The organism is Dehalogenimonas formicexedens (assembly GCF_001953175.1).
Classification (GTDB): Bacteria; Chloroflexota; Dehalococcoidia; order Dehalococcoidales; family Dehalococcoidaceae; genus Dehalogenimonas; species Dehalogenimonas formicexedens.
The window spans coordinates 471,322-484,650 of sequence record NZ_CP018258.1 but is presented as its reverse complement, the minus strand read 5'-3'; the positions used below and the strand labels follow the sequence as shown (position 1 = coordinate 484,650).

14 protein-coding genes are annotated in these 13,329 nt (G+C 46.3%); 10 read left to right on the top strand and 4 right to left on the bottom strand.

Translation table 11 applies throughout. The features are described 5' to 3' along the window. Positions 1 to 76: 76 nt before the first annotated feature. The 4 genes from Dform_RS02605 to Dform_RS11185 all read left to right on the top strand — a co-directional run bounded on the left by Dform_RS02605 (position 77) and on the right by Dform_RS11185 (position 3,252). A complete protein-coding gene (locus Dform_RS02605; protein ID WP_083635321.1) occupies positions 77 to 1,273 on the top strand; it encodes an adenine-specific methyltransferase EcoRI family protein in 1,197 nt (398 codons plus the stop codon). Further along, a complete protein-coding gene (locus tag Dform_RS02600) occupies positions 1,270 to 2,436 on the top strand; it encodes an HNH endonuclease family protein (RefSeq protein WP_076003631.1) in 1,167 nt (388 codons plus the stop codon). Before Dform_RS02605 ends, Dform_RS02600 begins: the two co-directional genes overlap by 4 nt. Before the next feature lie 110 nt (positions 2,437 to 2,546). Beyond that, positions 2,547 to 2,816, top strand: a complete 270-nt coding sequence (locus Dform_RS02595) for a hypothetical protein (protein ID WP_076003630.1) — start codon at positions 2,547 to 2,549, stop codon at positions 2,814 to 2,816. 97 nt (positions 2,817 to 2,913) lie between these two features. Beyond that, positions 2,914 to 3,252, top strand: a complete 339-nt coding sequence (locus Dform_RS11185) for a hypothetical protein (protein ID WP_145925517.1) — start codon at positions 2,914 to 2,916, stop codon at positions 3,250 to 3,252. Between the two features lie 307 nt (positions 3,253 to 3,559). Here Dform_RS11185 and Dform_RS02590 read toward each other — a convergent pair whose 3' ends face one another. Both Dform_RS02590 and Dform_RS02580 read right to left on the bottom strand, forming a co-directional pair. Next, on the bottom strand, positions 3,560 to 3,808 hold the full coding sequence (locus Dform_RS02590) for a helix-turn-helix domain-containing protein (RefSeq protein WP_076003629.1): 249 nt from the start codon (positions 3,806 to 3,808) through the stop codon (positions 3,560 to 3,562). Positions 3,809 to 4,403: 595 nt separating this feature from the next. After that, positions 4,404 to 4,853: a hypothetical protein gene (locus Dform_RS02580; RefSeq protein ID WP_076003627.1), complete on the bottom strand. Its 450-nt coding sequence runs from the start codon at positions 4,851 to 4,853 to the stop codon at positions 4,404 to 4,406. A gap of 650 nt (positions 4,854 to 5,503) precedes the next feature. Between Dform_RS02580 and Dform_RS02570 the strand changes: the two genes are divergently transcribed. Genes Dform_RS02570 through Dform_RS02560 form a run of 3 tightly spaced genes read left to right on the top strand, consistent with a single transcriptional unit; the run spans position 5,504 to position 7,098 of the window. Then, positions 5,504 to 5,854, top strand: a complete 351-nt coding sequence (locus Dform_RS02570; RefSeq protein ID WP_076003625.1) for a helix-turn-helix domain-containing protein — start codon at positions 5,504 to 5,506, stop codon at positions 5,852 to 5,854. Next, the gene (locus Dform_RS02565; RefSeq protein ID WP_076003624.1) at positions 5,847 to 6,581 is read left to right on the top strand and encodes an ImmA/IrrE family metallo-endopeptidase; all 735 of its coding nucleotides are present in this window, start codon (positions 5,847 to 5,849) and stop codon (positions 6,579 to 6,581) included. Before Dform_RS02570 ends, Dform_RS02565 begins: the two co-directional genes overlap by 8 nt. Further along, positions 6,571 to 7,098, top strand: coding sequence for a hypothetical protein (locus Dform_RS02560; RefSeq protein WP_145925516.1), 528 nt, complete (start codon positions 6,571 to 6,573; stop codon positions 7,096 to 7,098). Before Dform_RS02565 ends, Dform_RS02560 begins: the two co-directional genes overlap by 11 nt. Before the next feature lie 46 nt (positions 7,099 to 7,144). Here the strand turns inward: Dform_RS02560 and Dform_RS02555 are convergent, their stop codons facing one another. Next, positions 7,145 to 8,932 (bottom strand): recombinase family protein, encoded by a 1,788-nt coding sequence (locus tag Dform_RS02555; RefSeq protein ID WP_076003623.1) that lies wholly within the window; start codon positions 8,930 to 8,932, stop codon positions 7,145 to 7,147. 751 nt (positions 8,933 to 9,683) lie between these two features. Between Dform_RS02555 and Dform_RS02545 the strand changes: the two genes are divergently transcribed. Both Dform_RS02545 and Dform_RS02540 read left to right on the top strand, forming a co-directional pair. Then, positions 9,684 to 10,316, top strand: coding sequence for a hypothetical protein (locus Dform_RS02545; protein WP_076003621.1), 633 nt, complete (start codon positions 9,684 to 9,686; stop codon positions 10,314 to 10,316). Between the two features lie 4 nt (positions 10,317 to 10,320). Then, the gene (locus Dform_RS02540) at positions 10,321 to 11,217 is read left to right on the top strand and encodes a hypothetical protein (protein ID WP_145925515.1); all 897 of its coding nucleotides are present in this window, start codon (positions 10,321 to 10,323) and stop codon (positions 11,215 to 11,217) included. 3 nt (positions 11,218 to 11,220) lie between these two features. On the opposite strand, the gene Dform_RS11520 is transcribed toward Dform_RS02540, so the two are convergent. Continuing rightward, the gene (locus tag Dform_RS11520; protein WP_225973717.1) at positions 11,221 to 11,628 is read right to left on the bottom strand and encodes a hypothetical protein; all 408 of its coding nucleotides are present in this window, start codon (positions 11,626 to 11,628) and stop codon (positions 11,221 to 11,223) included. A gap of 317 nt (positions 11,629 to 11,945) precedes the next feature. Between Dform_RS11520 and Dform_RS02530 the strand changes: the two genes are divergently transcribed. After that, the gene (locus Dform_RS02530) at positions 11,946 to 13,322 is read left to right on the top strand and encodes a reductive dehalogenase (protein ID WP_158513509.1); all 1,377 of its coding nucleotides are present in this window, start codon (positions 11,946 to 11,948) and stop codon (positions 13,320 to 13,322) included. Positions 13,323 to 13,329: the final 7 nt, after the last annotated feature.

Below are 13,329 nucleotides of genomic sequence, written 5' to 3'. Positions count from 1 at the left end.
GTATCCGAGCCCATTGAGAGGGTTCTTGTGTAACTGGCTGAGCCCGGCGTCAATAGACTGAAGGAATTAGTTTCTATTGTTAGACCGAAACGACGTCATAGAGAGCAAACCTCTCAACCGCAGCCTTAGCGCCGCCAAGGCTGCCAAGCAGGACGAGTTCTACACTCAGTACGTCGACATCCAGAAAGAAGTTGAAGCCTACCTAGAATTCGACCCGGACACCTTCCGCGGCAAGGTTGTCTATTGCAATTGTGACGACCCCTTCGAGAGCAATTTCTTCAAGTACTTCGCCGCCAATTTCAACAAGCTCGGCCTTAAGAAACTCATCACCACCAGCTATGACGGCTCCCCCATCGCGGGGCAGGGCACGTTGTTCCCGGAATACAACGAAGGCAACGGCAAGCGCCAAAAGCCGAAGGCACTAGCATTCATTATTGAGCACGTGAAGGACGAAGACGGTGACGGCGCCGCGAATGTTACCGATGTTGAACTCTTCCTAAAACACAACAAGGCCGCCCGCAGCGCCCTCAAAGGTAACCCGGATAAATACCCCGGCGGCGACTTCCGCAGCGCCGAGTGCATCGCATTCCTCAAAGAAGCCGATATCGTCGTGACCAACCCGCCTTTCTCGCTGTTTCGCGAATACGTCACGCAACTCGTGGAACACGGTAAGAAGTTTTTAATCCTCGGCGATCAGAACGCGATCACCTACAGAGAGATTTTTCAACTCATTAAGGAGAACAAGCTGTGGCTCGGAGTTGACAACGGCGGGACGAAATGGTTTCAAGTCCCCGACGACTACGACATCCAGACCGAATCCCGCAAAAAGATTGCGAACGGAGTCAAGTACTTCAGCATGGGACGCATCATGTGGTTCACGAACCTAGACCATGGACGCCGGCACCAAGTGCTACCCCTCATGACCATGGCCGAGAATCTGAAGTTCAGTCGGAACATGAAAGACAAGGGGCGTTACGATCGCTACGACAACTTCGATGCGATCGAAGTTCCAACGTATAAGGAAATCCCCAGTGACTACGACGGCATGATGGGCGTCCCGATTACTTTCCTCGATAAGTATAACCCCGACCAATTCGAGATCATGGGGAGCTTCAACGCCGGGACGCATGGGGCTGAACTGGGCGCGACAATGACCGAGATCGTCACAAAAGGTAAGACAATGAACTGGAATGGCCCAGTCATATCGAAGACGCCGCTCTACAAGCGCATTGTCATCCGCCACCGCCGCCCAGCAAAGGGGAAGAAAGAGTGAAAACCACCCTCCGAACCAACCTAACTGTCGCCGACATCTGCGCCGGGTTCGTCTACAACCAACTCGAAGGCAAGGGCTTGTTTGGCTTGGGCGGGAAGCTCACCATTCAGCCGGAGTACCAGCGGAATTACATCTACGCCGAGGGCGGGGGAAAGAAAGAACAGGCGGTCATTGAATCACTGCTCCAGGGGTATCCGCTGGGATTGATTTATTTCAACACCGTCGCGGCGGACAAGTTCGAGGTTCTCGACGGCCAGCAACGCATTACCAGCATCGGGCGTTTCGTTACCGACAAGTTTGCAATCATGGATAACGGGAACCCTAAGAACTTTGGCGGGATGGCCCCGGAGCAACGGGAAAAAATTCTTCGCTCGATGCTGCTGATTTATGAGTGCGAGGGCTCTGAGCCCGAGATTAAGCAGTGGTTCGAGACAATCAACATCGCCGGTGTACCGCTCAACGAGCAGGAAAAGTTGAACGCCATCTTTTCCGGGCCCTTCGTTACCAAGGCCAGGGAAGAGTTCAGCAACGGCCAGAACGCGAACATCCAGAAGTGGAGCGCCTACATCAAGGGCAGCATCAATCGTCAGGATTTTCTTGAGCGAGCATTGGAGTGGGTGAGTAAGGGAGAAATCGCCGCCTACATGAGTCGGCATCGCTACGACAAGAACATCAACGGGTTGAAGACCTATTTCAACAGCGTGATCGATTGGGTTTCAACGGTTTTCACAGACGTAAAGAAAGAGATGCAGGGTTTGGAGTGGGGCAAGCTCTACGAGCAATATCACTCCCAGTCGTATGATCCGGCGCAAGTTTCCGCCGAGGTCAAGCGACTCTATGGCGACCCGTACATCAAGAACCGTCGCGGCGTCTTCGCATATATTCTCGGCGGCTCGCAAAATACGACGCTCCTGGATGTGCGAGTGTTCGATGATGCCACCAAGCAATCAGTCTATGAGAAGCAAACGAGCGCGGCACAAGCGAAGGGCGAGTCCAACTGTCCGCTCTGCGCGATGGGAAACAACGCGAACAAGATCAGAATCTATAAGCTTAACGAAATGGACGCTGACCACGTTTCCGCATGGAGTAAGGGCGGCGGCAGTTCGTCTGAGAATTGCCAGATGCTCTGCATTACCCACAATCAGGCCAAAGGTAATCGATAGCATGGGCGTACCGCTGTCCGCCAAAGACCGGCAAGATTGCCCTTAGGGTCATCAACCACTACGGGGATGAGGTGTTAAAGGTGTTTACGATTAGCTAAGTGAGTCTATCAATGAACGAATCTAATGCTGTTCGCCACTCCCGAAAAACCGCGTACGCTTATATCATGCAATTATTCAAGGTGGTCAACTGGGACAAAGATTTATCCAAAGATAACAATGTGGCTGACGTCTTGGATATTAAATTGTCCGAGTTACTTGCCTTAAAAAATGGCGAAATTGATCCAAGTGCCCGATTAGTATTGAAGGTGAAAGAGTTTTTCAATCACAAATCGGACGGAGACGACCAGATTGAGATATATCTGGTGAAGCCGTTTATCTGAGTTTGCGAGATCATCAAAAGAATGACGTATTTAGGCGATTCCTTAGAAATTATATGCCCTTTCACCCGTGAAAATGCGTCCAATGTGAGGTTGACTTATGCCAGATGTAACAACGGATTCTGCTTCATACGTTTTAACCCATGTTAAGGACTTTATAGTTCCTGTACTCAAGATATTAGACTTACTTGGAGGTGTGGCCGAATTAGGGGAAATAGAAAACAAATTCTATGAGAAATTCCATGCCAATCTCGACCCATCAAAAGAATGGTTGAAAATAACCCCTAATCATCACAAAGAGTTGTGGCGTGACTATTGTGGGACTCGGGTTGCTTATCGTTTCCTTCGTCCTTTAGGCTATATAACAACCATACCCGGGGGAATTTATGGCTCAATATATCAACTAACCCCGAAAGGACGAGAGTTGTTGAAGGAATGATGATAATCGTCAAACCATTGCTTTTCTTGAGAGTTTCATCAAATGACTAACTTCTCGCAGTGGGACCCAAGTGAAAATCGTGGGAGACGGCGAGGTTATGTACCTCGCAGGCTAACACCGGCGCAAGAGAAGGCAAACGATGAGTTTAGTACCCAGTTACTGCTTGGATGCCTTGGCCTCATCGCCGCGATTTGGGGGTTAGTGCAAATCATCACCTGGATTGCCAAAATCGAATGGCCATGGATGAGTGTATGAATTCATCGCTGCCGTCGGTTTAATAGATTTTGCTGTTCAAGTTTTCCGTTAATCAACGAGTTGCTTCGCTCTCATCCCCTTCGAGTAGCCAAGCGGCTTTAACCTTCAAAGCCTTTGCTAAAGCTAGTAACTCATAATCCGAAACTGACCTTTGCCCTCTTTCGATCTTCGAGATCATGGTTTGATTAAGGTCTAACCCTTGGATTTGAAGCCGGGCGACAAGGTCTTCCTGGGTGACAGGTGGCTTAGCAGCTAAGCGAGCCTCACGTACCCTCTTTCCCACTAGATTGCCCTCTTTCATCGTATGAAATCATAAGGCAAAGAGTCTTGACAGTTATTCGATTATCGAATATAGTCATATTCGTTTTTGGAATTTTCCCACCGGAGGATTACGTGAACAGACCCCTGAGATTGCTTTTAGCCTTGGTGTTAATCAGTCTTCTAGCTGTCGGCGTTTTCGGATGCAGCCAAAACGTTGTTCAAGACCCGGATACGCGCGTCGTGGTACTTGACCAAAACTGGGCAATCAGCAAAGTTAACGCCTACCTAAACGGATTAGCATCTAGCCCAAACGCAATCCGATACCTTGCCGACCTTAGTTCGCAAACTTGGGTGGAAGCTATATATCTTGAATCCGCTGTTGGTCAAGATGTGCTGGGACACCCGTATAGCGGCTGGCAGGTCTACTTTAGGCCCACCGGCGGCCCCCCTATTTCAAGGACATATTGGGGGAATCTCAATTGGGCTGTCGCCAGAGACGGTTTTGTAAGCGAAGGCTCCAACGACGCCCTAAGAGTCAAGGCGGATTTGTTAGAGTTGAAATAGGCGCTTGACAAATGGCACGTTTGTTCATTGTTATCAACCGATGAAACTGTTCTTGCGGTACTACTCTTTAATCAAATAACCGCCTGGAGTTCCTCAGGAAGTGGGCAACCTTCGGGCAAGTATTCCATCCTGATCCCTCGTAGAATGGATTTTTCGGTTTTGGTGAGTTGCTCCCAGATGATCCGTCTGGCATTCTCCACCCCATCAGCGTATTTTTGGGCTATATGAAACAGGGTTAGGAATTCCGATCTTGACACCGTATCTAAGTAAAGGCAGCTATAATTCCACCACTTAAGCCCTTCGGAAGCGATATTCTTGATCCTTTCGAGATCAATATCGGTGACTGCTATGCCCAAGTCTTGGCACTGGCCAAAGGCTTGTTGATGGGCTTGCAGCCTTTTATAAAACGATTCTTTGCGAAGGCGACCTCTTTCTATTCTGGATCGATTAAATTCGGTGATCCCTACGCCAAAGACAAGGCCACCTAGGCCAAAAATCGCTGCGATAATGGTATCAGACATCTAGGCAGCAACCACAGTAATGATCATGGGTTCTTGGAAAACGAATGTATAAGACTCTTTTGGATTCAAACCATAGTAATTGTCTCCGAGATCCCTTCCATCACTTTGTGCTGTATTTGTGATGTTCACCGGGACGGTTGACTCACTTGTGGCTCTGATTGTTCCATCTGAATCAAGGTCAGCATTGACAGCAAGAAAACCTTGAGCCGCGGACACGATTATCTCTGCAACCGTTGACCCATGGGGACTGTGTACCCGCCTACCATCCCGATTATCAAAACAATAAAAGCTAACCCACAGCACGGCCAGGATCGCCAATATAGCCGGTAATACAGTTAGCCTAGGGAAGGTCGTAGGGGGAGTAACCACAATACAAACCATAAACAGCGCCTCCTCAGTCGTGTAACTTATTATACACCCTGCTTTAGCCATTAAATCGGTGTTCGATGCGATTGGGAAACAACAACTCGTATTCTATGGTCATAGATTCAATCACTATTCGCGGCAAAGGGTGGCAAATTAAAGAAAGTCATCTGACAGCTTAACGACGGATTTATTTTCATTTGTTAAGTCAAACCCATTGACTCTTGTGTAACGTCGATGTTACAATCATCACGTTGATTGAAGTTACATTGTAACAGAGGCCTGAAATGGATGCGAAATTGATTGGAAGCCGATTGAAAGCTGCTAGAGAAAGCCTGGGATTCACTCAAGAACATGTGGCTAAGTTTCTTGGGATAAAAAGGGAAGTCATATCTTACATCGAAACTGGAGCGCGCCCAATTAGTACCGTTACATTAAGTAAAATTGCTGATCTATATGGCTACCGAGCGTCCCATTTCGTTCAAGAAGCTCCCCTTGCTCCAGAACCCCAAGTTTCAATGGCCTTTAGAGTCAGTGATTTGAGCGATTGTGATATTTCAATAATTGCCCAGGTCAACAAAATCGCGATGAATTTGGACAAACTATCTGCAATGTTGGAAGACAACCATTGTGTCTGAAACCTTAGCGCGACAATTAGCAATCGAAACTAGGCTGAAGCTAGGCCTGCAATCAATCGAATATCTCGACGTATTAAGATCGATTGAAGCTTTCAATATCTGCTGTATAAAACGTCCACTTGAGAGCTCTATTTCAGGGGCTACCGTAAAGACACAGAGGGTTAGGTGCATATTCGTAAATTCCTCGAAAACTCTTGGGCACCAACACTTCACCATCGCCCATGAGTTATTCCATTGCCTCTGCGATACTGAGTTAGTGAACCGCCTTTGTAAAACCGAGCAACTGTCTAATCCAGCCCAAAACGAGGAGTTGGCAGATCTCTTCGCAAAGCATCTATTAATGCCCGAAGATGGTATCCTCTATCAATTGATGCAACTTGGCATCAAGGATAAGCCGCTCACCCTATCGAATATAGTAAATCTGGAGCAATTCTTCGGAGTAAGCCGGCGCTCAATGTGTCGGCGGCTCGAAGGCATGAAGCTTATTTCTCGTGATGAGACTAACAACTTTTGTTTGGACGTCATAAGCGGTGTTCTGAGGTTAGGTAAGCCCGTTGATTTATACAAGCCTACGAATGATAAAGTTCTGATCTCGGATTATGCCGCGAAAGCCCAACAGGCATTTGACTGCAATCTGATAACAGCATCCAAATACGAGGAAATTTTAGCTGATGCAGACCTACTCGATATAATCAACCAGGAAGATACTCTTGACGTTGTTGATTGAGGCACCATTGGTGCTCGACACCGATCTACTATCGAGTTTCGCTTGGGTAAACCGGGCTGACATTTTATGTGCAATGTTCTCAAAAAATATGGTTGTTCCCGAAGAAGTTCTGGTTGAATTACAGAGGATTCAGCACATCTTCGAGAAAATTCAAAAGTGCGTGTCTGATGGTCACATGGGAACAGTTGAATTTATTACAGGTTCTCCCGAAGCAACGGAATATTTCTTGTTAGTAGATTCGGGAATTTACGGGAGTGGAGAAGCGGCCTGTATGGCTTACTTAAAGCACCATCCGGGAACCATGGGAAGTAATAATCTCGCGGACGTATTCAACTACTGTCAGCAAAATACTAGGCGACTTATCACCACCTGTGATATCCTCCTCGAAGCTTGTAGGATTTCTTTCATTACTCGAGCTACTGCCAATTCGATTTGGGAAGGAATGATAAGGAAAAGACGCAGATTGCCGTCATCCACCTTTGATGGATATCTGGCGCTAAAGGGCATCGTCCTTTGAGCGCTCAAATGTGACTTGGCGAGCTTGACTGTCTCCGGGATGGCTACTATGCTGGCCTTAGCGTTCGCTGAAATGGGATTGAATCTCCCTCGTAACTCCACGCACATCCCGATGTTCGTTCAATGGTGACTAAATCCTTAACACTTTTGGCATAGTCGGCGTACACAGGCTGGTTAACGTCAGGCATCGGGTCGCCACTTTCTAAGTCGGCGTCCGGATTTTCGAGGAAATCCGCATAATCGATTTTGGCATCGTAAAAGCACATCATCTTGAAACTGCCCGGCTGGGCGATTATTTTCACTCTCATTGCCTGAAGCCATCGGCGCCTATCCTCAATGGTGGTGGCTTCAAACAACTTTTCTAACACTAGGCTATTTTTCTGCTCTGAACTAAGTGCTATTTGAGCCGATGCGCCAATCCGTTTCCGCGTCTCAACCAAGCCTTTAAGTTGTTGTTCGTCCTCAGCTAGTCTCTCTTTAAGCTTGCTCACAGCTTCAAGAACATACTCACTAGTAACCTGTTCGTGCGTGAGCAATCCATAAAGGTTCTTTTCTTTCTGGGGATAAGCTTTGAGTTTTACCCTCAACTCTTTAATTTGTTTATCCAGAATCGGCAAAAGGTTTGTTGAATCATCTTCTGTGGTATTGATTCCGTCCATTTTCAATGGTTCGGTGGCGACACTAATCAACCTATACCAAACATTCTCCTCTATCTCATCGGCCTTGATATAACCGGCGTCGCAAATCTTTGCCCTTGTTGCTGTCGGCTTGGACCCGCGACACTGATAATAACGATATTTTCCCGATAACATAGTCCCGCCGATAGTTGAGCCACATTTCGGGCAACGCATGAAACCCGTTAGCAAATACGCGGCGTTTTGTTTAAGTGGTCTGACTTCATGCCTATTTTTGATTGCTTCCTGTGCCTTATTGAACATCTCTTGGGTGATGATGGGCGGGGTGACATCGGGGAGAAGCACCCAGTTTTCTTTGGGTTGAGCAATGACCTTATTCTTGCCAACTCGCTTTGTCTGGCCATAATAAGTTAATCCGGCATAGGTCGAATTAAGTGCAATCCTTCTAACTGTCAATGGGAACCAAAGAGAACCTGATTTAGTCGGTATCTCATCCTTGTTCAGTGATAGGGCAATACTGTTAACACTCTTTCCGGCGATAACATCGGCAAAGATTCGCAGCACCGTTTTTGCCTCATGCTCAATGATCGTCCGGCGTCCGGTGTCCTTGTTCCACTGGTAGCCATAAACGCCGATGCCCGTTCCTTGTGGTAATTTCCCGGCTTTAACGTGCGCCATCTTGCCGCGCATTGTGCGCTCTTTAATTCGCTCGGCTTCAAGGTTCGAGGCATACCCTTTGACGTAGCTAATCAGTTTTCCCAATTCGCTACTCTCAATGGTTTCGGTAACGGCCTCAAGTTTAATCCCCAGCCTGGTGAAGTCCTCACCCAGGATGACGCCGTGGGTCGGATTCCTTGTCATTCGGTCAAGGCAATAAATGACAATAACATCAAAATCGTGGGATCTTGCTTTACCTTGGAGGTCTCGAAGTTTAGGACGGTCAAGAGTTAAACCTGAGTAAGCCTCAATAAACCGATGGGTGACGTTGTAGCCTTTCCTCTGGCAATACTCCTCACAAGCCGCTTGTTGGGTCTGCAGGCTTGTTCCTTCCCTCTCTTGGTCATCGGTGCTCACCCGACAGTAAATAGCTGCCTTCAAGGTTGGGGGCATTGGCGACTCCTTCAAAATCGGATCTCGGAACTTTACATCGGTTTTAGCGATAAGACAAGAATTATTTGTTGCCAATATCTGATTTACCATCGTTCCCTCCAGCTTGATTTTCCTTTCGGACAGCCGACCGCAGGGGCGCACGCGGACAAGCAGGCGGTCAAGGCCGCGACGCGGCTGCGAAGCAGCTTACCTTGACGGGCTGCGCGCGTGTGCTAGGCTGTCCGGCCCGAAAGGAAAACAAGGTCGGACTTTCGGACTCGCATAGACGCTGGATGTCTCCCTTGAGACTACCGTCGAACCGGCGCGATCTGGCGGAGCCGGGGCGCAGGTTTTCCGAGCACCGGGAGCCACCGCGCCGGGGACGTAGAATCGAGGCGACAGGTCTGCGGGTTAAGCGGTCGAAAACCGATGCCCGTCTTATGGGCTTGTCAATAGCCGCAAATCGGAACATTACGATTGTAAAGGACGTTTTTACGTTCAAATCGAACCCAAAAAAGTCTTTTGCGCCAAAACAGGTAATAAGTTGAACCCCCGCTTACGATTGGCGTATAGTGTAATACAGGGAGGAATTTGTCATGTCAAAAGGTCGCAACACAACCCCGGTGACTGTCAGAGTACCGGATGATTTTCTGGAGAAGTTTAAGACCGAAGCAGCCCGGCGGGGTAAGCCTTATACTAGCCTTATCCGGGAACTGATGTACAAGGGGATTGGTGTCTCTTTGCCGGTAGTAAAAGTTCCGGTAGCACCTGAAAATATACTCCCCAGCCCTATTAACAGAGGGTCAAACACCTTGAAACTAAAACGCAAAAATAAAAGGCGATAATCGTAAAGAGAGGTTGCATGGACAGAGAAATTGCCGCTCTAGTATGTATTGTAGCTTTGACAATCATATCAATCGTCCTCTATCTTCTTTCGGGACTTTGGAAAAGATTCTATCAGGTGTATTCGAGAATCGAGTCAGAAAATGAAAGGAAAGAAGTAAGGAAAGTTGCTGGATCCATGTCCTTAGTGCTTCTGCTATTCGCAATTACCTTTTGGATAGCAGGGGTATATTTCCCGAACACAATACAAGAATTTATGCTTTTGATGGTGTTCATATTCATAGTCCTGGGGTCGTTATGGTCAATTGGAAAATTTACGTTTAGCAAAATTTGGAAGAAAACAAGTACATCTTCACAATTCAAAGGGAAGCTGGACGCGAAGCCTACGTTTTACTTATTAGGACTATCGCTGTTTATCTATACGATAACGTTCGGACTATTTGCGATTTTCGTGATATCGCAGACTATGTTAGACGTTCACATCTCACCGGATGTTATTAAAGACTACACTGATTATGTATCCGGTAAATTCTTGTTGTTGGGTTGTATTATATTATTCCTAAGTGGAATGCTCTCTTATGGTTATGCCTTGGTCGAAGATGAGGGGACTAAACTGAAAAACCCAATTGAACCTAAAACGGACTTGAAGTAGCGAAATGCCATATTTATTAACAGGCCTCATATATCCGGACAGTAGTAGTTTTATAGATGAGGAAGGCTGTATAAAGGACATCGCAGATATAAGACTTGAGAGTATCGGAGTAACTCTTACTAAAGTGACGTTAGAAAGCTCGAATTCTGAAACTGGAGTTCGAGGCATGAATGCGCGGTTCGTATTCTCCTCAAAGGATGGGGAAATCGATGAAACAGATGCGCAAGCGTTTGCTGATGCTCTAATGGTTACACTTGCGGTTCTTTACGATTTAACATTGGAAGAACCCCCGATACCGGTCCGGATTCATAGTGAACAAATCACATCTGATGGTATTTTACGCACACGCAACATTGATGATTATGAAACGAATAATCTCATTCGATATCATGCGGCAATCGGAATTCCCAATATTGCCCTATATAAGGCATTGCAAATAATGCCTGTTTTTTATAAAAATCAATCAATTATGAATTCGGCCAGCTTTTACAGAGAAAGTATTCACAAGATATGGCTTTGCGAAGAAGATATCGCGGAAATTATACTTGATAATGAAATACCAACTTCAATAGTGGAAAAGGCAAATATTGAAACGGCGTACCAAAACGCCTTCAAAGCTATTGAGGCGATTATTGGTGAACCTCCCTCAAATATTGATCGGTTGAGGGATAAAATGGTTGCTCAAGGCATAGATCCCGATGAAGTAATTGGGGGAAGTCACCTCGGGTCAGCCGAAGAAACGATAATCAAAAAAGTTCTTAGAATGCAAAGAACTAGAGATAAAAAAGCCGCTCATGGGAAAACCGATCACTCAAGAGATATAGATTATGTCGAATTGAATGACAAACAAAAACTCGCGAAACGTATCATTCTCCACACTGTCTCACATTTGTCCCAGTGATATTCAAATGGGCATTATCGCAACCGAATCATTTCCGTTGGGCCACTCGTACGTCCTTTCAATCTGACATCCCGATGTTTGTCCAGTGGTGATTAGCTTTAGATCAACGTAACCCTTAATATCTACTGAGTGGCTGGACGCCTTCACTTTCAAATCCAAATAAGTGAAGGCGTCCTTCTTATCCTGGGTCGAGCAGTTATCCAGGTCAGCAATAACTTTCGAGCATAATTCTTTCAGGAAGTTTTCAAGATCAACCGTCTTGGAAACGTGCTCTTTCATTTCATTAAGGCTTGAGAGCCGCTTTTCATCAGCCTCACGTTCTCGCTTCATCTGATTCATTTCATACAAAATTACGTCAGGTGAAGCATCCTCCATGCGGAGAGCATTCATCAATCGACGTTCTTGTCCCACATATCCTTTGAGCCTACGGGATATATCCCGAATGTCATTTTCGAGATCGCCCGAATCTAACGCTTTAGTATCTATTTCATTTTGTTTTCGGAGTTCAGTAGAAGTTGAGAAATGGTCTTTATTTCGTTTAGAAAAGCTAAATTGCGGAGTTTCAACCTAACATCTAATTCAATGCCTTTCCTGTTCAGCACCGCGATTTATTAACAGTATAAATCAGCATAAAGTACAATATGGATTAGTCCTTTAGTACGATGACACATTTCGATATAAAGGCATATATTTACTTAATCACCAAAATAAAGTATGGAGGAGAAAAAATGTCGCAATTCCATTCAACAGTCAGCAGAAGAGATTTTATGAAGGGGTTAGGTATAGCCGGGATAGGAGTTGGAGCGGCTGCCGCGATAAGTCCCAAATTCCACGACATTGATGAGCTTATGTCAACATCTGCCAAACACAATCTACCGTGGTATGTCAAAGAAGTCGACAACCCTACTGTTGAAATCGATTGGACGATTTTGGACTATTCAAAACCTTTTACTGCTTACAAATCTCCAACTGAAATTTCTGCTAAAATCTCGGCTTCCAGGGCACAACGAAGGAAAGATGGCATTCTTCAAAATATGGATCGCTCATCTCAACGACTGCTGGCAATCAGCGATTCATTGAGAGACCGTGATTTAGGAAGTTCGTATGATTGGCGTGGGTGGGATGTGGATAAATCAGGGCATTCCCCCACAGCAATTGGTGTGCCAAAGTTTGAGGGAACACCGGAAGAAAATTACCGTACTCTTGCTTCAGCCAGCCATTATTTTGGATCACCGCATCTGGGCGTCGTTCAAATTGATGCCAATATAAAAAAATTAATGGGTGATTCAATTAAAACCTATGCGGATATTGACCAAGCTACAAGTGACAGAACCACTCTCCCAAACAAGTGCAAATGGCTAATTACTCAAATGGTGGTCCAAAACCACCAAGCGGACAAGTTTGCCGGCGGTGTTGATGAATCCGGACCGAACAAGGGGTATCCTGGCACGGCACATCACGCAGCAGGGTTTATGGCATATTTTGACGGTGCCATCCTTCAACATCGCCTCCAAACATATATCAAAGCTCTGGGTTATCAAGCCTTAAGTGCGGGTCCGCTAAATGTTCCTGCGGGAATTTTAGCAGGGATGACAGAGGAGTCGCGAGCCACAATGGGCATATCTCCCGAGTATGGCTTAGGACTTCGCAAAATGAACACCCTTATCACTGACATGCCTTTGGCGGTCACGAAACCAATTGATGCCGGGTTAATGCGTTTCTGCCAAACATGTAAAATTTGTTCGGAAGCGTGTCCGAGTAGTGCTCAATCAATGGAAACCGAGCCTTTTTGGGAACCTGTCTGTGGTAACCGAGAGGGTTCAAAGAAATGGCATATAAATTGGAAGAATTGCATTGATTTTGGAGCCCCTCAGGATTGTGGTCTTTGTCACACGAACTGCCCAGCTAACGCCATAAATAGCGCGGCAGCTTCAATTCATAAGACCGTAGGCGCTGTCATGTCCACAACCTCTGTATTCAATGGCTTCTTCGCAAGTATGGATAGATTGTTCGGGTATGAACGACCGTTGAGTGAAGATACCTGGTGGAATCGAGATCTGACCACTTACAAACGTGATGTTATTCTTGGTGTTTCAACTCAATAATGTGCTA